This is a genomic window from Pedobacter sp. AC212 (assembly GCF_979258625.1).
Genome location: NZ_OZ409870.1, coordinates 3,091,485 through 3,109,943, shown reverse-complemented (window position 1 = coordinate 3,109,943; position 18,459 = coordinate 3,091,485). Strand labels below are relative to the sequence as shown.

The following is an 18,459-nucleotide window of genomic DNA, read 5'->3' as shown; positions in this document are numbered from 1 at the left end:
CTATAGTTTAAAATTAAGTTCATTGCACAGCCTTAAGTTCCCTAAACCCGACTTAGCGAAAATACTTTTTGCAACACTTGCTGAATGAGATTGCTTCGACGTTCCTCCTCACAAAGACGACAAAAGGGGTACTGTAGGCAAAAAGATTGCAGCGAGGGCGGGAGTGCAGCAACCGATTAAAACTACAATGTGCTTTCCGAATTCTAAACCCAGTAAACGAGCCGTTTAACTATCTGCTGATTACTCTTGCTAATAATCAAAAATAGCTTTATCTTTGCCACATTCCAAAGAAATGCTTTTTGGAACAATTAATTAATTTTTATTGCTTTAATATTATTCAAGAAATGTATTTAAGTCCAGAAAAGAAAGCCGAAATCTTTAAACAACACGGCGAAGTAGAAACCAACACTGGTTCTGCAGAAGGTCAAGTAGCGTTATTTACATACCGTATTGCGCACTTAACAGAACACTTAAAGAAAAATCGTAAAGATTTCTCTACTCAGTTGTCACTTCAAAAATTGGTAGGTAAACGCCGCGGTATTTTGGCTTACCTATACAAAAAAGATATTGAGCGCTACCGTGCTATCATTAAAGCTTTATCGCTTCGTGATATCATCAAACAAAAATAAGCGAATTTTATCAACGAAAGCCATTCTTTAGAGAATGGCTTTTTACGTTTCCTGTTAAATATTTAACGGGATTTATTATAGATAAGTGTTTTAATCTTATCTTCGTTTGCAAAAACAAAAACATATATAAACAACGGTGTGTAGAAAGAGGAAAACACACCATAATTCTATTTAAATGAATGTAATAAAAAAATCGTTCGATTTGGGCGATGGCAGAATTGTAGAAATCGAAACAGGGAAATTGGCTAAGCAAGCTGATGGTTCGGTGGTAGTTAAAATGGGCGATACAATGTTGTTAGCAACTGTTGTATCTACTGTTGGTGCTAAACCAGGTACTGATTTTTTACCTTTATCGGTTGATTATCAAGAGAAATATGCGGCTACTGGTCGTATTCCTGGAGGTTTTTTACGCCGCGAGGCAAGGTTATCTGACTACGAGGTTTTAATTTCTCGTTTGGTTGACAGAGCTTTGCGCCCAATGTTCCCTTCTGATTATCACTCTGATACTCAGGTGATGATCTCATTAATTTCTGCTGATAAAAATATAATGCCAGATTGTTTAGCTGGTTTAGCAGCATCTGCAGCTTTATCAGTTTCTGATATTCCTTTCAACGGTCCTATTTCTGAAGTACGTGTGGCAAAAATTGATGGCAAATTGGTAATCAATCCATATGCTAGCGATTTAGAGCGTGCAACTTTAGAATTTATGGTTGCTGGTTCGGCTAACGATATCGGAATGGTTGAAGGCGAATGTGATGAAATTCAGGAAGATGAAATGGTTGAGGCTTTAAAATTTGCACATGATGCAATTAAAGTTCAATGTGCGATTCAGGTTGAATTAACTGAGGCTACTGGTAAAACGGTAAAACGCGAATATAGCCATGAAGACCATGATGCTGATTTGAAAGCTAAAGTTTATGCTGATACTTACGATAAAGTTTACGCAGTTGCGAAATCTGGTTCGAACAAAGATGAGCGTAAAGTTGGTTTCACTGCAATCATTAATGAATTTTTCGAGGCAATGCCAGAAGATACAGCAGATTTAACTAAAGCAATGGCTAAACATTATTACCATGATGTTCAGTATGATGCAATTAGAAATCTTTTGTTAGATGAGGGTATTCGTTTAGACGGCCGTAAGACTACTGAAATTCGTCCAATTTGGAGTGAAGTTGGTTATTTACCTGCTGCTCACGGTTCAGCTGTATTTACACGTGGCGAAACTCAATCGTTAACATCAGTTACTTTAGGTAGCAAAGATGATGAGCAAATGATTGATGGTGCTTTCTTTAACGGTTACCAAAAATTCTTGTTGCACTATAATTTCCCTGGTTTCTCAACTGGAGAGGTTAGACCAAACAGAGGTGCTGGTCGCCGCGAAATTGGTCACGGTGCTTTAGCACAACGTTCTTTGAAAAAAGTTTTACCTCAAGGTGAAGCTAATCCATATACTATCCGTATTGTTTCTGATATTTTAGAATCTAACGGTTCATCATCAATGGCAACTGTCTGTGCTGGTACATTGGCACTTATGGATGCAGGTATTAAAATCAAATCGCCGGTTTCTGGTATCGCAATGGGTTTGATTACTGATGAGAAGACTGGTAAATATGCAATCCTTTCTGATATTTTAGGTGATGAAGATCACTTAGGCGATATGGATTTTAAAGTAACGGGTACTGAAAATGGTATCGTTGCTTGTCAGATGGATTTAAAAATCAATGGTTTATCATACGAAGTATTAACTAAAGCTTTATTACAAGCTAAAGAAGGTCGTTTACATATCTTAAACGAGATGAAGAAAACGATTGCTCAGCCTAATGAAGACATGAAGCCACATGCTCCACGTATCGTTTCTATCACTATCGAGAAAGAATTTATTGGTGCAATTATCGGCCCTGGAGGTAAAATTATTCAAGAAATGCAACGCGAAACCGGTGCTTCAATTTCTATCGAAGAAGTTGAAGGTAAAGGTATCGTAGAAATTTTTGCTGATAATAAAGCTGCAATTGATGCTGCTGTAACCCGTATCCGTAACATCGTAGCTAAGCCAGAAATTGGTGAAGTTTACCAAGGTAAAGTAAAATCAATTATGCCATTCGGTGCATTTGTTGAGGTTATGCCAGGTAAAGATGGTTTATTACACATCTCTGAAATTTCATGGGAACGTTTAGAAACTATGGACGGTGTATTAAAAGAAGGCGATAAAATCGAAGTTAAATTGCTAGACATCGATAAACAAGGTAAAATGAAACTTTCTCGTAAAGTTTTATTACCTAGACCAGAAAAACCAGCTGCGCCACAAGCTTAGCCATACTATCATGCTGAATTTATTCAGCATCTGTAAAAACAGGCTTTGAAATAAATTCAGAGTGACTACAACTAATTAGCCCTTTCAGCGTAAAACTGAAAGGGCTTTTTTGCGAATGAAAAGCATGATTTACTTGAAGTTATAACTTCACCTTCATGCTGTTTGTTTCAGCATTTTTTCTTGCTATTAGGATTATGAGATAAAATTAACGTAACGACCATCTTGGGGAGAAAATAATTCAAAAAATATAACGTAGGTGAGTATGTGATGAAATCTGAGCTGCGATCAACTATTTTATTTTAACTCCATTTTTGTAAATCTCTTCACTTACAACTTTTCCCTTCTCATCTTTACAAATTCTCGCCCCCTCTTTGTTTCCGTTTACATAAGTAGATTCGCACTTAGGCTTACCGCTTTCAAAAAAGCTTTTCCAGTCCCCAACTTGTTTATCTTTGCTGTAAGCACCTTGTTGCGATACACCTCCATTGCTGAAATAAGAGGTAAAGTTTCCTTCTAATTTATCATCTACGTAAGCACAGGTTTCGCTTACTTTACCATCCTTAAAAAACTTTTTAAAAGTACCTTCTTTTAATTCTGCAAAATCTCTAAAAACGTAAAATTCATCTGCTTCCAAAATTCCATTTTCATAAAAGTACTTCCACTCGCCATTCCGCTTGTCTTTAGTAAAATTTCCAGTTGATTTTACTTGACCATTTTCATAGAAATAACTAGCAGTTCCTTCTCTTTTCCCTTTTTTCCAGTTAAGTATAGAACTCACTTTTCCATTGCCGAAAAACTCTTTACAAGTTCCTTCTTGTAATCCGTCTTTCATTCCACAAGGCTTTTCTTTTTGGGCAAAGACAAGGTTAGAAGTGAAAATTAACAAGATTGTGTACAAGTATTTATTCATCATTATTGATTTTTATTTCAAAAAAGTTTAATTATGTAATAATATAAATACATTTTCAAAAAACAAATTCTATATTTCGCTTATGAAAAAACTAAAAATTTTTATTCTATCCCTAGTTTTCAGTACTACTTTCATACAATCGAATGCACAGAAGACTGCGTATTATCCGCAGGTTCCTTTTGATTCATTGCAAGCTAAAAGTATGTTGGCCTTAGGAACATCGAGTATTGAAGGAGTTGCCATTACCGGGCCAAAGACTTCGCTCGGTTATAGAGGACCACTAGCGCCGAAAATTCAAGCTGCAAATGTTCAGGTCACGTTATTTCCGGTAACACCGTATTTCGAAGAATGGTATCGGTTAAGAAAGAAAGAAGAAAATAAGAAAACGAGTGTTTATATGTCTGAAGATGCTTTTCGTTGGCGAATTACCATTCAAACAGATGAATATGGAAGATTTAAATTTGATAAAATGAAGCCTGGTAAATATTTTCTTCAATGTATCGCAGGTTACTCTAAGTCGGGCTCAACGCCAGTTTATCGTGGCAGTGGCTATAATAATTATGGTGGACGAACAGATTATTACGAATATCAGAGTTATACCAATAATTATACTGATAGAATTGAAAAGTTTTTGGAAATTACCAGGGATGGGCAATCGCTTGAAATTAAATTAAAATAGTAATTAAACCCTTTCAGTAGAAAGGGTTTTTTGTTGACATATAATTAAGTTTAAAATGATTTTGTAACTTGCATTGTTGCTAATATTTTTTAACTAATTCGTCATTGCGAGGTACGAAGCGATCCTTTTTACTCTTTATAGGTGGAATTGAGATTGCTTCGTACCTTGCAATGGCAACAAAATAAAATAAATGAAATACATCATTGCTCCATCCATACTTTCTGCCGATTTTGGTAATTTACAACGAGATATTGAAATGATTAACCAAAGTGAAGCCGATTGGTTTCATGTTGATGTAATGGATGGTGTTTTTGTGCCCAATATTTCTTTTGGCTTCCCCGTGATGGCAGCTGTTAAAAAACATGCAACAAAATCTCTGGATGTGCATTTAATGATTGTGGAGCCTGACAAATTTATTCCTGAATTTGCGAAAGCTGGTGCAGATAGAATTACCGTTCATTACGAGGCCTGCACCCATTTGCATAGAACCATTCAGCTCATAAAATCATCAGGATGTAAAGCTGGCGTTGCTTTAAATCCACATACACCAGTTACTTTATTGCAAGATGTAATTGAAGACCTGGATTTGGTTTTGATCATGTCGGTAAACCCAGGTTTTGGCGGACAGGCATTTATCCACAATACTTATAAGAAAATTCAAGATTTAAAGCGTTTAATTCAAGGCGTAAATGACGAATTGATTATAGAAGTTGATGGTGGTGTAGGATTATCCAATCTGGCATCATTAGTAGTGGCTGGTGCTAATGCTTTTGTTGCTGGAAACGCCATTTTTGCGGATGAAAACCCAGCTGAAATGATTTCTAAAATGAAAAGTTTAACAACCACTGGTATCAGTATTTAAATTTTAACCACATATAAAAAGGATGAACGCAGATAAAGATGTAAAAACAAATAATCCAGCACAGAAACACCGAAATCACTGAAAGTTTAATTCCGTGTCAATCTGTGTTTCGTGGCAACAAAATTCTGTCTGCATCTGTGGTAAAAATTAACCAAATCTCTACGCTAACCAATGCTCAAATTTCGGCTGCTCTTATTCCTTTTTATTGCTGGTTGCAGTTTAGCTATTGCTCAGCCGCAGGTTAGGATTTCGGGGATAGTTTACAACGAAGAAAAGTTGCCACTGTCGCAAGTTACCGTTATCGTTTTAGGGCAGGGGCAATCAACTGTAACCGATGAATTTGGTGTTTATACCATCTATTCAAAATCACGAAGCTTTAGTATCAAATATTCCTTGCTTGGATACCGGCCACAAACTTTAAAGTTTAACGAACGTTCGGGCGCTAGAATTACTCAACAGGTAAAGCTAATTGCCAATATTAATGAGTTAGAACAAGTAACCATCACGAATAAACAAAATCAGCTCAGTAATACCACCACAATTAATATTGCAGATATTGCCTCCATGCCTTTGGTTTCCGGAAACTTCGAAACCATGCTTAAAACCCTACCTGGTGTTTCAACAAACAATGAATTAAGTGCGCAATACAGTGTTAGAGGTGGAAATTTCGATGAAAATCTCATTTATATTAATGATGTTGAAATAAACCGACCCGTTTTAATTCGCAACGGTCAACAGGAGGGACTTAGTTTTATAAATTCCGAACTGGTTAGCAAAGCAAAATTTTCAGCAGGTGGTTTTGAGGCAAAATATGGCGATAAACTTTCGTCTGTTTTGGATATTAGATACGATAAGCCTGATAGTAACCAAACCATTTTAAGTACAAGTCTTTTGAACACTTCTTTAACAGCAAAGCGGATTTTTAAGCGTAGTTTTTTGCTGGCAGGTTTACGGTATAAAAACAATTCAAGTGTGCTTATTAAACAAGATGAAAAGGGGAGTTATAATCCTAATTTTGCAGATGCACAGTTGATGTACCAGTACGATTTCTCCTCAAAATTTAACATAAATGTTTTGGGGAATTTGAATTTGGGGCAGTTTAAACTGGAGCCTACCAATCGCGAAACACAATTCGGAACGTTAAATACCACACTTCGCCTGGATGTTGATTATACCGGGCAAGAAATTGATGACTACCAGACTTTAGGATCAGCAGTTACGGCAAGTTATTCTCCCAAACCCAATTTGGTAATTAAGTTTATAAATAGCTACTTCAATACCATAGAAAGGGAACGATTTGATATAGATGGGAGTTATATTTTTGATGAGGTAGACAATACTTTTCCTGTAGAAAATTTCGGTCCAGTTACTAAAAACAAAGGAATAGGAAGTTATTACAATTATGGCCGAAATAGTTTGAATACCCAGGTTTTTGCATCAGAAATTAAAGTGGATCAAAATTTCGACAATCACGTTTTCTCCTGGGGATTGAAGTTTGACAAATCTAAATATGATGATCGCTTGAATGAATATAACTACACTGATTCTGCTGGATATATTTTGCCTAATCATTCAAAAAACATCGAATTACAAAATGTCATCAACGTAGAAAATAACATCGATATTAAAAATTATAGTGCTTATATTCAAGATAGTTACTCGCTTTCAAATTATGCAGAACTGCAGCTTGGTGCCCGTGCAACCTATAATTCATTAAGTAAACAACTGTTAATTAGTCCGAGGTTGTTGATTGCTTATCGCCCCAACTCAAATAATAAAATTTTAAGGTTTACTGCTGGAGTTTATAAGCAGCCGCCGTCGTACCGAACCATTCGTGATTTTACAGGGAAGCTGAATATCAACCAAAAGGCACAAAGTTCTTATAACACATCTGTAGGTTATGATTATGCCTTTGATGCTTTTGGAACGCGTTTAAAGTTCACTTCTGAAGCATATTTCAAATATTCTGATAGATTAATTCCATACAAAATTGATAATCTTCGGATTAAATACTTGGCAAACGAAGTTTCACGAGGTTATGCATATGGCGCCGATTTTAGTATTGGGGGCGAGTTTGTAAAAGATTTGGTTTCTTATTTCCGTATGTCGGTTATGCATGCCAATGAAGATCTTATCGGCGATAGCTATATTCAAAATGGCGAAACCATTTATCCAGGTTATTTAAAACGCCCAACCGACCAAAGATTGAATTTTTCTATCTTCTTTCAGGATAAGTTGTTAAATAGTCCAACTTACAAGGTACACTTAAATGCCTTATATGGTTCTCGTTTGCCAATTGGTCCATCACAAACGCCACGATATTTGGATAAGTTTTATGTTCCATCTTACAAGCGGGTTGATATTGGTTTCTCCAAAGATTTTCTTGATGATGCGGCGCTTCATAAGCCAAAGTTTCTGGATAAAAACTTTAGCTCTGTAATGCTGTTTTTCGAGGTTTTTAATATGTTGAATATCGATAATACCGTATCGTACCTGTGGCTAAAAGATGTGGATAACGTGCAGTATGCAATTCCAAATTATTTAACCGGCAGACAGTTTAATCTGAAGTTGATCGTGAAATTGAAAAACAATCCATAGTTTGGAAAGCGCTAATGCGCAACAACTGCTGCATTTTCCGAGGCCTCGATTTCAGTTTTAATAAATCGTTTTCCGATCAATAGGCATACTAAAGCGATAAATGCTGCAGCGGTCATCACTAAAGGCATAGGAATAACCGAGTGCTCACTAAATAAACTCACCATTACAGAAGCTAGTGCACCAAGACCCATTTGCAAAGCACCCATAAGTGCAGATGCACTCCCAGCATTTTTGCTGAATGGAGCTAATGATAAAGCTGCTGCATTTGGATTGATAAAGCCCAAGCAACATAGGAATAAAGCGATAAAACCAATGGTTGAATATAAATTTAACCAATCGTTTAAAGCAAAAATCAAAAATATTAAACTGAATACGCATTGAGCTAAAAGCGCTATCGTAACAATTTTTTTGCTCGTTAACCATCGTAAACATAAACTGTTTAGTTGGCTCGAACCAATGAAGGCTACAGAAAGCAGTGCAAAGATCCACCCATAACCAGTTTTGCTAACGGCGTAAATCTTCATGAAAACCTGTGGCGATGATGATACATAAGCAAATAGGCCTGAAAATGTAATTGAGCTGATAAGTGCATAAGTGGAAAATTGCGGCTCTTTTAAAACCGTTAAGAAACTTTTTAAAATGGGTTTCGGCTTTAAGGAATAATTGGGGTCAGGTTTATAGCTTTCGGGAAGTTTGAAAATGGAGGCCAGCAATATTATTATAGCCATAAAGCCTAAAAATACGAAAACATATTTCCAACCTAATGCGGATATCAAATAGCCGCCAGCAGTTGGGGCAAGCATCGGTGAAACGGCGATCACTAGCATCAGCGATGCAAACACTTTCGGACTTTCTTCAACAGAAAATAAATCGCGAACCATTGCTACTGAAGCTACTGCCGTAGCGCAACTGCCAATAGCTTGTACAAAACGCAAAACAATTAATTGATTTACATCTGTAACGGCTAAGCATAAAAATGAGGACACGATATACAAAGCCAATCCAAAAAACAGCGGTTTTTTTCTTCCGTATTTATCTAACAACGGGCCATACAGTAGCTGGCCTGCAGAAATTCCGATAAAGAAACTAGATAGCGATAATGCAACTGTAGATTCGGTGCTTTTTAAATCTTTAGCAATATCAACAAAACCTGGCAAGTACATGTCAATTGAGAAAGGGCCAAGCGCCGCCAAGGAGCCCAAAATTAATATAAGATAAAAGTGCTGTTTCTTATCCATGAATATTCCGATTTTTTTGAAGTCGCAAAGATTGGTAGATTATTTTTGCAAACCTATTTTTAAGGTCGAATGAGTGTAAAAGTCTTGGAAAAAATTACAGCTTAAAAACTAAATCTCATTCGATTTATCTTTAGATTTATACGCTATGACTTTTAAAACTAAAGAAAGCCGCTTACTTCTCGTTCTGGGGAGTTTTTTTGTGGCGAATGCAATATTATCAGAATTTATCGGTGTAAAATTATTTAGTGTTGAAGAAACATTGGGTTTCAAGAAGTTTGATATTAACTTATTTGGTGTGCCTAATCTTTCGTTTGTAATGTCGGCGGGAGTGCTTACCTGGCCAATCATTTTTATCATGACCGATATCATAAACGAATATTTTGGGGTAAAACAAGTGCGGTTTCTATCTATTTTAACTTCCATTTTGATAGCTTTTGCGTTTTTAGTGGTTTGGGGCTCTATGCATTTAAGCGCAGCCGATTTTTGGGTTCATCAAAATATAAACGGTGAAGATTTGAATATGAATAACGCCTTCGCTGGTATTTTTGGCCAAGGCATGTGGATTATCGTGGGTTCTATCATTGCTTTTATTGTGGGGCAGCTCGCCGATGTTTTAATATTCCATCGGATAAAAAAGATAACCGGAGAGAAGTCGTTATGGTTACGAGCTACTGGTTCAACTTTGGTTTCTCAACTGATTGATAGTTTCGTAGTAATTTTCATCGCATTTTATTTAAACCCTCAATATCATTATAGCTGGCAAATGGTTGCTGCCATTGGTTTAGTAAATTATACTTACAAATTCCTTGTTGCTATTTTAATGACACCTATTCTCTATATCGTTCATGCTATAATTGATGGTTATTTAGGGAAAGATTTAGCAAAAAAACTAACTGAAATGGCAGGAAGGGGATAGCTTCATTTAATAAAATATGAAAAAGATATTTATAATAGTAGCTGCCTTAACATTTTTATATGCCTGTAAGGAAAAACCAGGTGGAGCGGAAGCTAAACCAAATGATATTAGAGGCACTTGGAAATTGATATCAGGAAAAATTATTGATAAACACACTGGAAAAACCAGCGACTATCCAATGAATTTTGAAATGATTAAGGTTATAAATGATACACATTTTGCCTTTTTAAAGCATTCTACAAATCCTAAAGATAGTTTAGGTTTTGATGCTGGTGGGGGAAGTTATACGCTAAATGGAAACGCTTACACCGAGCATCTTCAATACTATAAAAACAAAAATTGGGAAGGCCAAAAATTTGCTTTCAAAATTACTGTAGTAAATGATACGCTTACTCAAACAGGAGTGGAGAAAGTTGAAAAAGAAGGTGTTGATCGGGTAATTATCGAAAAATATATCAAAGAAAATAAATAACGCAAAAGGTCGGAATCGCTCCGACCTTTGTACTTAACAACAAAACAAATAAAAAAATTAACCTTAAAAAATTCTTATATCGACGCTAGTTCTTCCGCGAAGACATTTGCAGCAACCTGCTCCTGTTTGTAAATCTGCCTACCCGTATAGGCGACAAAAACATTCTTATCTAGTAGAAGATCACGATTACTAATCAAATTTCCCAATTTCACCGTACCGATTACGTATTTGTACTCACTGGCTGAATAACGCTCGCTAATGTTATCGAACTCCAGTAAACTGATTAAATCTTCATCAGCATAACGCAAATAGATCTCCAATAAAATATCTTCAGTGTGTTTTACACCATTTTCTGAGTGATATTTTTTGTACTCATAACGATAATCATAACGTAAGGCAGCAATATCAGAAAGTACAGCAGCGCCTGTTGGGTGGCCACCTGCACCTTTGCCAAAGAAAAATTGCTTATCAGCAAAAGCCGCCTGAACCGTTACCGCATTGTATTCATTCTCTACATTGTATAAGAAATCATCTTTTGCTACCAATTTTGGCAATACATAGGTTACAATATCCTTTGTGTTTACTTTTCTAGCTGTTGGAACCAGTTTAATTTTGAAGTTTTTTTCACGAGCATATTTAATGTCGTAATGAGACAGGTTTTGAATACCAATGTTCAATATCGCATCAGGGTTTACGAACAAGCCATAAGCATGCGCCGTTGCGATAGCTAATTTGTATTTTGGGTCGTATCCACCAACGTCCAAAATTGGGTCAGTTTCTGCAAAACCTAAGTCTTGCGCTTCTTTTTTAGTGCCGAATCATAACTCTGATTTTCGTTAAAAATTTTCGATAAAATATAATTCGACGAACCATTAAAAATTCCGCTCAGGGCATGGAAAAGTTCATTATCATAATATTCTTCCAGGTTTCTGATGATTGGAATACTTCCGCAAACTGCACCTTCGTAAAGTAGCGATGTGCCATGTTGCTGTTGTAGATCTACTAACTCTTTCAAGTGCGTAGCAATCATCTTTTTATTTGCTGAAACTACGTTTTTACCATTCTTCAATGCCGTAGTTACAATTTCGTAAGCCGCATCAGCATCATTTATCAACTCTACAATCGTATTGATTTCGGAATTATTCAGAATCTCGTTTTTATCCGTTGTAAATAGATCTTTATTAAGGGTACGTTTCTTTCTTGGGTCTTTAATCGCTATTTTAATGATTTCAAGGTTAAGGTTCTGGCTTTGGATGATGTCCAATAAACCTTGTCCTACAACTCCGAAACCAAATAATCCGATTTTTAAATTTTTGCTCATGTTGTTTTATAGTATCGAGTAGCGGAAAAAGTATCAAGAGTAGATGCTCAAAAAGGCTTTCGCTACCATTTGTTTTTGCTATTTTTTATTTGCCACGGAAACACGGATTTACACTGAATTAGGTACCCTAGTTTTCCGTGACTGATTAATTATTTCTATGTTTTTAACCTTGGGTTTTTATTTTAAACCTTCCACCGTTCATGCTTCTGCCTGATTAGGCAGTATGCTGCAACTTGATAATTTTTTTGTTTCTGCTTTCCTTAATGAAATTTCCGATGATGTTTGTTAATGCATTAGTTTCGATCAAGAAACCATCATGACCATATTCAGAATGAATGGAGGCAAATTCCGCATCGTTAATATGATCAGCTAAAAATTTCTGCTCCGAAATTGGAAACAGGAAGTCATTTTCAATTCCTATAACTAGCGTATTTGCTTTAATTAGCTTCAAAGCCTCGGCAATTGATTTACGGTTGCGACCAACGTTGTGGCTATCCATTGCTTTAGTTAAATAATAGTAACTATAAGCATTGAAGCGGTTTATCAATTTCTCTCCCTGATAATTTTGGTATGATGAAGCCCTGAAATTATCCGTTTTATCGTTTACGCTTTCTACCTGCGTATTGCCATAAGCATGGTAAGTTCTGTAGCTCAAAAGCGCTATACTACGAGCGGTTTTAAGTCCCTTACTACCGCCATCTGGCTGGTTAGCGTAAAAAGTTCTATCGGTGGTAATCGCCAAACGCTGGCTTTCATTAAAAGCAATTCCCCACGGAGAATGAACAGCATTTGTAGCAACCAAAATAAGATTCTCAATTCTGTTCGGCTCAATTATTCCCCATTCTACTGCCTGCTGACCTCCTAATGAACCGCCAATTAATAATTTGATGTTTCCAATGCCTAAATGATCGGCCAATAGTTGGTGAGCAGATACAAAATCGCGGATAGTAAATTGTGGGAATGATAGATAATAAGGTAAACCGTTTACAGGATTGGTACTTAAAGGATTGGTTGTTCCGTAGTTCGAACCCAAAACATTCGCACAAATGATATAATGTTCTTCCGGATTAAACAAAGCATTTTGCCCAAACAGACCTTCCCACCACTCAAAAACATCGTCATTTGCGGTTAAAGCATGGCAAACCCAAATTACGTTATCTTTTTTGGCATTTAATTTTCCATAAGTTTGAAAAGCGATTTGCAAGTTTCGAATTTTCTTGCCACTTTCTAACTTAAACTGTTTGGGATAATTATACACCCCAACCTCTGAAGAGGTCTTTGAACTTCTATCGGTCATATTATTGACTGTAAATTTTTAAACATGTTTTGTTGCAACCCTTTCGAGGGATGGATAGTATTAGGCTTGTAAACTTTCAGCAGTTGCGTGAGCGCTGATAGTAGCAAAAGCCTGCTCAAAATCTGCTTTAATGTCATCGATATGCTCAATACCAACTGAAACCCTTAACGCATTTGGTTTTACACCTGCAGCTAATTGTTCCGTTTCACTTAATTGTTGATGTGTGGTTGCCGAAGGCTGAATAATCAGCGTTTTAGCATCGCCGACATTTGCTAAATGAGAAACCAGTTTTAACTGATCTATAACTTGGGTTGCATTTTCCTTGGTGCCATTTAATTCGAAAGATAAAACACCACCGAAACCATTGCTCAAATATTTTTTTGCCAGATTATTGTATTTGCTGCTTGCTAAACCTGGATAATGAACTTCTTTAACAAGCGGATGATTTTCTAACCAGGTGGCCAACTCCAAAGCATTATCTACATGGCGTTGTACGCGAAGAGATAACGTTTCTAAACCTTGCAATAAAAGGAATGAATTGAAAGGCGAAAGGGCAGGACCCAAATCTCTTAAACCCTCAACTCGAGCACGAATGATGAATTGAATGTTACCAAATGGGCCGCCGATGCCGAAAACATCATTAAAAACCAATCCATGATAACCTTCTGATGGCTCGGTGAACTGCGGAAATTTTCCATTGCCCCAATTATAATTTCCACCATCAACAATTACGCCTCCAATGCTGGTTCCATGTCCGCCAATCCATTTTGTTGCAGATTCTACTACGATGTTAGCGCCATGTTCCAAAGGTTTAAATAAATAACCTCCAGCACCAAAAGTATTATCCACGATGAAAGGAAGATCGTATTTCTTCGCAATTGCTGCGATCTTCTCAAAATCAGGAATGCTGAAAGCCGGATTTCCAATGGTTTCTAAGTAGATCGCTTTTGTTTTCTCTGTTATCTTTTGCTCAAATTCTTCAGGCACATCTGGATTTGCAAAATCTACATGGATGCCCAGGCGTTTGAAAGCCACCTTAAATTGATTGTAAGTTCCTCCGTAAATATGTGTTGAGGAAACAATGCTATCTCCCGCTTCTAAAATATTATGTAATGCAATAAACTGTGCCGCCTGACCAGATGCTGTTGCTAACGCTGCAACTCCACCTTCCAACGCCGCAATTCTTTTTTCAAAAACATCAGTCGTTGGGTTCATTAAACGAGTATAGATATTGCCAAATTCTTTTAAAGCGAAAAGATTAGCGCCATGTTCGGCATTTTTAAATCCATAAGAGGTAGTTTGATAAATTGGAACTGCTCTTGATCCTGTGGTTGGGTCTATTTCCTGGCCAGCGTGTAACTGTAGTGTTTCAAATTTATATGAAGTTGACATAATTCTAAATGATTGATTAAATGAATGTTGAAGATTGATTTCAAGCTTATGGTTATAAAATTTATCACCATAAATCAAGATAATTTTGTAGGGCGTATCCCGATCTATCGGGACCTTCCAATTTGAAAAAGAAACAAAGGAGGAAGATTTTTAAATTACTGTATGCAACAGCACATACAAGTAATCGCCCGCATATCACAACAAATCAATGAAATAGAAGAGTTCTCTACCTGATTGAGGTTTAGCTGAGGTTCGCTTTGCGATTGAAGATTTAGTATTTTCATCAGTTATAATTTATATCTCCAAATAACACCATGTTACTTGGTCAGGAATTGGCACCTTCTCTTTCTGAGGGTTGCCAGTGGGTCACGGAGCCAGTCTCTCGCCACTTCTTTATAAATCAATCCGATTAAAGATTGACTTTTATTCAGTTGTTCACCAAATAATATTTCAAATATCTAATTTAATTTCGAAACAACAAAATTAAATTCTGATAATTTGTTAAGTGCTTGTGAATCAAATTCGTAATTTTAATTTGAAATCATAAAATAAACTTAACCTTAAAAATTTTATGTTTGTCATACCTATCTAATCATGATGAAAAAAATAAAATCTACTTCCTTAGTACTGCTAATTGCAATATCAGGATTAACAGCTCAGGCACAATTCGGGGGATTAAAAGACAAACTATTAAAAGTTGGAACGGCACAAGGTGCTAAAGCTCTTGGTGTTGATAAATTTTTAAAGCAACCCGCTGCCATTACTACAGCATTTGAAGATGTAAACCGCGAGGGTGAAAAAATGCCTGATTTTAATGCTAAGGCAAAATTTCAGCCGCTATATTTACTGCCTAAAAACCCTGATGGAGGTTTCGTTTTGTGCGAGGGATTTTATGAAATGACAAATAAGAGCTACTGTTTAAAAGCCGGAACTTTTGCACCTTCGAAAGGGGATGGCTACATGTTTGCTCCTGTTTTAGGTCCGAAAGAAGAGATTGTGGTTGCCATTTTAAAGAGCGCAGAAAAACATCCAGAGGTGGAACAGCATGATATTCAAATTTTGCTTTGGACGATTATTGCCAGAACAAAATTTGCTGATTATGCAGGTACAGTAAAGCTAACAGCATTGAAACTTTTAACACCGAAACAGTTAACCCAACTGGAAGGCGGTGCCTTAGGTATTTTACCTTTCGATGTAATGGAAAAAGCTAAAGATCAGCTTCCCTCAGGGATTAAAGCTGTTTTCGAGGCTGAAAACAATATCCGTCAACTGGTTTCTTCTGGCAACTATACCTATGCCGATATGGAAAAATACGCCATTATTGCAGGTATGGCGCCACCAAGGGCCGATGTGCCAAGTGGTATTTGGACAAAACACCCTGACGGTTATTACGTTCGCTATTTTCCGTCTGGTTATTCGGTTACTAAAGTTCAGGTTTATGTACCGAAGGAGTTGTTGGCGAATGGAAATAAGATTGTTTATGATGCTGCCGGCGATATTGCTTGTCCTGCAAATACTGGTTCTCAGCGGTTGGCGCAAACAAACGAGCCATTAGAACCAAATTATTCTACGAAATTGGTAACGGTTTGTAATCCTAAATAGATTTTGAATATGAGCGGGATTGTAATTCTTATGGATTTGCAATCCCGCTTTTTGCTGTAGGCCCTATGGGAAAAATGAAGGGGTAAAGTTAAATAGTTTGCCACCCATAGGCTGCGATTTAAAAACAGAGTTTTGCCAGCAAGTGACTACTAGGTTGCTATTTGAAACACCGTTAGCAATCTTATTTCATTTGTTAAAACTCATAGTTTTAAGATTGCTTCGTGCCTCGCAATGACGGGCTAAGTTACCCAAGTGCTTGTTCTAAATCAGCAATAATATCATCCACGTGCTCCAAGCCCACGGAAATTCTTAAAAGATTTTTTGGGGTTTTACTGTCTGGCCCCTCAACTGAATAACGGTGTTCAATTAAACTTTCCACGCCTCCTAAGCTGGTTGCTTGCGCAAACAGCTTTACATTATTAACCACTCTGCTCGTTTCTTCTACATCACCTTTAACTAAGAACGACATCATTCCACCAAAATCCTTCATCTGTTTTTTAGCAATCTCATATTGAGGATGCGTTTCTAATCCGGGGAAGAATACAGCCTCTACTTTTGGATGGTTAACCAGATATTGCGCAACTAATTTGCCGTTTTCGCAATGGCCCTTCATGCGGTAAGCCAGGGTTTTTATACTTCTACAGAGTAGATAACAATCAAACGGAGAAGGAACCGCTCCACCGGTTTGTTGTATATTTTTTATTTTTTCCCAAAGCTCATCTTTTTTGGCAGTGACCAAGATTCCACCTAAAACATCGCTGTGGCCACCCAAATATTTAGTACTGCTATGCATTACAATGTCAGCGCCTAACAAAATTGGATTCTGTAGAATAGGAGAGGCGAAGGTACTGTCGCAAGCAAAGGTAATGTTGTTCTGCTTTGCAATTTTCCCGATTTCTTCAATATCCGTAATTTTTAGTAATGGGTTTGATGGGGTTTCTATCCAAATTAATTTGGTATTTGGTTTTATACTCGATTTAATTAATTCCAAATCAGTTTGATCAACAAAATCAAATTCTAAAACTTCGTTAAATATGGTGAGAAGCTGCTTTTTTATTCCCCAATACATATCGTCAGGAGCAATAATATGGCTGCCAGGTTTTAATGCCTGAAACAAACTCATTCCACAATTATTTCCAGAAGCAAAAGCTGCTGCATCCTCACCATATTCTAATTTAGCTACAGTGTTTTCTAAAGCAGACCTGTTTGGGTTGCTCACGCGGCTATACATGTGCCCTCCGGGGTAGCCTCCATTCTCATCACGAAAAAAAGTTGTCGATAAGTTTATTGGCGGGGTAACATCTCCGGTAGTGTTTTTAACAAGATTAGATGCGTGAATAGCAAGGGTTTCGGGTTTCATAATGATTTGATTGTGCTGCAATATAATCGCATTGCAAATTAATAATTTGCTGCTAATTTAAGGTTCGAAATTGTTTTGGCAAGATTTATGTAAACAGTTTCCCGAAATTAAATTAAACTAAAATGAAAAGATTATTTATAGCTATCGCAATAGCATGTTCTACTTTAGTAATGTTACAAAGTTGTTCATCAACTAAAAACGCTGCAACAGGTATTAGTGGCGGTAGAGGTACCGTGACCGGAACTTGGGTTTTAAACAACGTGGCTTTAGAGGGCTTGCCAGATCAAGCTGTTCAAGGTTTATTTGGAGAAAAATCGTACAAATGTTTCCAGGGAAGTACATGGAAATTAACCAATAGCGGAAACGGATCATACACTTTACCAGCATCAAGCACTTGTGGCGAGGTTATGCAAACTATTTTCTGGTCGGCTACGCCATCAGAAGAAACTTTTCAGTTTAAGAAAATCTATGAAGGTGATAAAGCTAAAAACGTTACAGAAGGATATCGCCTGGTGTTAACACAACTTTCGAAAGGCAATATGGTAATGAAATCTCCGATTGAATTTGGAGGCAAAACGGCAAATATTGTTTTGACTTTTTCGCCGGCAGTAAACTAATAAAAACCTACGGAATATATTGAAAGCACTTCTGAAAAGAGGTGCTTTTTTTGTTTAGCCACAGATTTAGGTTTAGGTTTTTCTGCCGCAGATTCACAGATTTGGTTTTAACCACAGATAAAAAAGGATAGGCAAAGATTTGGGTTATTATTTACTTCAGTCAAGATTTTTTGCCACGGAAACACGGAGTGTCACGGAATTTAATGTATAAGTTTCTGTGGTCTCTGTGTTTCCCTGGCAACTGTAAAAGCAAGA

At 36.8% G+C, this 18,459-nt stretch carries 14 protein-coding genes, 1 pseudogene and 1 riboswitch; of the genes and pseudogenes, 9 read left to right on the top strand and 6 right to left on the bottom strand.

Going from position 1 to position 18,459, the window contains the following annotated elements:
- Positions 1-344: 344 nt before the first annotated feature.
- Entirely contained in the window at positions 345-629 is a 285-nt protein-coding gene (gene rpsO, locus ACZZZC_RS13590) for a 30S ribosomal protein S15 (RefSeq protein ID WP_025146265.1), read from the top strand.
- 175 nt (positions 630-804) lie between these two features.
- On the top strand, positions 805-2,940 hold the full coding sequence (pnp, locus tag ACZZZC_RS13585) for a polyribonucleotide nucleotidyltransferase (protein WP_463482525.1): 2,136 nt from the start codon (positions 805-807) through the stop codon (positions 2,938-2,940).
- Positions 2,941-3,229: 289 nt separating this feature from the next.
- Here pnp and ACZZZC_RS13580 read toward each other — a convergent pair whose 3' ends face one another.
- The gene (locus tag ACZZZC_RS13580) at positions 3,230-3,853 is read right to left on the bottom strand and encodes a toxin-antitoxin system YwqK family antitoxin (RefSeq protein WP_463482524.1); all 624 of its coding nucleotides are present in this window, start codon (positions 3,851-3,853) and stop codon (positions 3,230-3,232) included.
- Between the two features lie 79 nt (positions 3,854-3,932).
- Here ACZZZC_RS13580 and ACZZZC_RS13575 point away from each other — a divergent pair, with 79 nt between their 5' ends.
- From ACZZZC_RS13575 to ACZZZC_RS13565, 3 genes are all read left to right on the top strand, one after another.
- Positions 3,933-4,529: a hypothetical protein gene (locus ACZZZC_RS13575; protein ID WP_463482523.1), complete on the top strand. Its 597-nt coding sequence runs from the start codon at positions 3,933-3,935 to the stop codon at positions 4,527-4,529.
- Between the two features lie 190 nt (positions 4,530-4,719).
- On the top strand, positions 4,720-5,391 hold the full coding sequence (rpe, locus tag ACZZZC_RS13570) for a ribulose-phosphate 3-epimerase (RefSeq protein WP_463482522.1): 672 nt from the start codon (positions 4,720-4,722) through the stop codon (positions 5,389-5,391).
- Between the two features lie 171 nt (positions 5,392-5,562).
- On the top strand, positions 5,563-7,989 hold the full coding sequence (locus tag ACZZZC_RS13565; protein ID WP_463487411.1) for a TonB-dependent receptor: 2,427 nt from the start codon (positions 5,563-5,565) through the stop codon (positions 7,987-7,989).
- Between the two features lie 11 nt (positions 7,990-8,000).
- Here the strand turns inward: ACZZZC_RS13565 and ACZZZC_RS13560 are convergent, their stop codons facing one another.
- Positions 8,001-9,227 carry a multidrug effflux MFS transporter gene (locus ACZZZC_RS13560; protein ID WP_463482520.1) on the bottom strand — a complete coding sequence of 409 codons (1,227 nt, stop codon included), beginning with the start codon at positions 9,225-9,227 and terminating at the stop codon, positions 8,001-8,003.
- Positions 9,228-9,372: 145 nt separating this feature from the next.
- Here ACZZZC_RS13560 and ACZZZC_RS13555 point away from each other — a divergent pair, with 145 nt between their 5' ends.
- Both ACZZZC_RS13555 and ACZZZC_RS13550 read left to right on the top strand, forming a co-directional pair.
- Positions 9,373-10,143 carry a queuosine precursor transporter gene (locus tag ACZZZC_RS13555; protein ID WP_463482519.1) on the top strand — a complete coding sequence of 257 codons (771 nt, stop codon included), beginning with the start codon at positions 9,373-9,375 and terminating at the stop codon, positions 10,141-10,143.
- A 16-nt stretch (positions 10,144-10,159) separates the two neighbouring features.
- A complete protein-coding gene (locus ACZZZC_RS13550; protein WP_463482518.1) occupies positions 10,160-10,615 on the top strand; it encodes a hypothetical protein in 456 nt (151 codons plus the stop codon).
- Positions 10,616-10,689: 74 nt separating this feature from the next.
- On the opposite strand, the pseudogene ACZZZC_RS13545 reads toward ACZZZC_RS13550, so the two are convergent.
- The 3 genes and pseudogenes from ACZZZC_RS13545 to ACZZZC_RS13535 all read right to left on the bottom strand — a co-directional run bounded on the left by ACZZZC_RS13545 (position 10,690) and on the right by ACZZZC_RS13535 (position 14,625).
- A pseudogene (locus ACZZZC_RS13545) lies at positions 10,690-11,936 on the bottom strand (homoserine dehydrogenase).
- A 214-nt stretch (positions 11,937-12,150) separates the two neighbouring features.
- Positions 12,151-13,233, bottom strand: coding sequence for a homoserine O-acetyltransferase family protein (locus tag ACZZZC_RS13540; RefSeq protein WP_463482516.1), 1,083 nt, complete (start codon positions 13,231-13,233; stop codon positions 12,151-12,153).
- Between the two features lie 60 nt (positions 13,234-13,293).
- Positions 13,294-14,625, bottom strand: a complete 1,332-nt coding sequence (locus ACZZZC_RS13535; RefSeq protein ID WP_463482515.1) for an O-acetylhomoserine aminocarboxypropyltransferase/cysteine synthase family protein — start codon at positions 14,623-14,625, stop codon at positions 13,294-13,296.
- A 291-nt stretch (positions 14,626-14,916) separates the two neighbouring features.
- Positions 14,917-15,027: riboswitch (SAM riboswitch) on the bottom strand.
- A 192-nt stretch (positions 15,028-15,219) separates the two neighbouring features.
- Here ACZZZC_RS13535 and ACZZZC_RS13530 point away from each other — a divergent pair.
- Complete coding sequence (locus tag ACZZZC_RS13530; protein ID WP_463482514.1) at positions 15,220-16,227, top strand: hypothetical protein; 1,008 nt, start codon at positions 15,220-15,222, stop codon at positions 16,225-16,227.
- A gap of 244 nt (positions 16,228-16,471) precedes the next feature.
- On the opposite strand, the gene ACZZZC_RS13525 is transcribed toward ACZZZC_RS13530, so the two are convergent.
- On the bottom strand, positions 16,472-17,587 hold the full coding sequence (locus ACZZZC_RS13525; RefSeq protein ID WP_463487410.1) for a trans-sulfuration enzyme family protein: 1,116 nt from the start codon (positions 17,585-17,587) through the stop codon (positions 16,472-16,474).
- A 122-nt stretch (positions 17,588-17,709) separates the two neighbouring features.
- Here ACZZZC_RS13525 and ACZZZC_RS13520 point away from each other — a divergent pair, with 122 nt between their 5' ends.
- Positions 17,710-18,204 carry a lipocalin family protein gene (locus ACZZZC_RS13520; RefSeq protein WP_056849072.1) on the top strand — a complete coding sequence of 165 codons (495 nt, stop codon included), beginning with the start codon at positions 17,710-17,712 and terminating at the stop codon, positions 18,202-18,204.
- The last annotated feature ends 255 nt before the right edge of the window (positions 18,205-18,459 follow it).

Bases quoted from the DNA above. Each gene is read 5' to 3' on its own strand.
- ACZZZC_RS13575 (WP_463482523.1), top strand. From the start codon at position 3,933: ATGAAAAAACTAAAAATTTTTATTCTATCCCTAGTTTTCAGTACTACT.
- ACZZZC_RS13525 (WP_463487410.1), bottom strand. From the start codon at position 17,587: ATGAAACCCGAAACCCTTGCTATTCACGCATCTAATCTTGTTAAAAAC.
- ACZZZC_RS13535 (WP_463482515.1), bottom strand. From the start codon at position 14,625: ATGTCAACTTCATATAAATTTGAAACACTACAGTTACACGCTGGCCAG.
- ACZZZC_RS13565 (WP_463487411.1), top strand. From the start codon at position 5,563: ATGCTCAAATTTCGGCTGCTCTTATTCCTTTTTATTGCTGGTTGCAGT.
- ACZZZC_RS13560 (WP_463482520.1), bottom strand. From the start codon at position 9,227: ATGGATAAGAAACAGCACTTTTATCTTATATTAATTTTGGGCTCCTTG.
- rpe (WP_463482522.1), top strand. From the start codon at position 4,720: ATGAAATACATCATTGCTCCATCCATACTTTCTGCCGATTTTGGTAAT.
- ACZZZC_RS13530 (WP_463482514.1), top strand. From the start codon at position 15,220: ATGATGAAAAAAATAAAATCTACTTCCTTAGTACTGCTAATTGCAATA.
- ACZZZC_RS13520 (WP_056849072.1), top strand. From the start codon at position 17,710: ATGAAAAGATTATTTATAGCTATCGCAATAGCATGTTCTACTTTAGTA.
- ACZZZC_RS13550 (WP_463482518.1), top strand. From the start codon at position 10,160: ATGAAAAAGATATTTATAATAGTAGCTGCCTTAACATTTTTATATGCC.
- pnp (WP_463482525.1), top strand. From the start codon at position 805: ATGAATGTAATAAAAAAATCGTTCGATTTGGGCGATGGCAGAATTGTA.
- ACZZZC_RS13580 (WP_463482524.1), bottom strand. From the start codon at position 3,853: ATGATGAATAAATACTTGTACACAATCTTGTTAATTTTCACTTCTAAC.
- rpsO (WP_025146265.1), top strand. From the start codon at position 345: ATGTATTTAAGTCCAGAAAAGAAAGCCGAAATCTTTAAACAACACGGC.
- ACZZZC_RS13540 (WP_463482516.1), bottom strand. From the start codon at position 13,233: ATGACCGATAGAAGTTCAAAGACCTCTTCAGAGGTTGGGGTGTATAAT.
- ACZZZC_RS13555 (WP_463482519.1), top strand. From the start codon at position 9,373: ATGACTTTTAAAACTAAAGAAAGCCGCTTACTTCTCGTTCTGGGGAGT.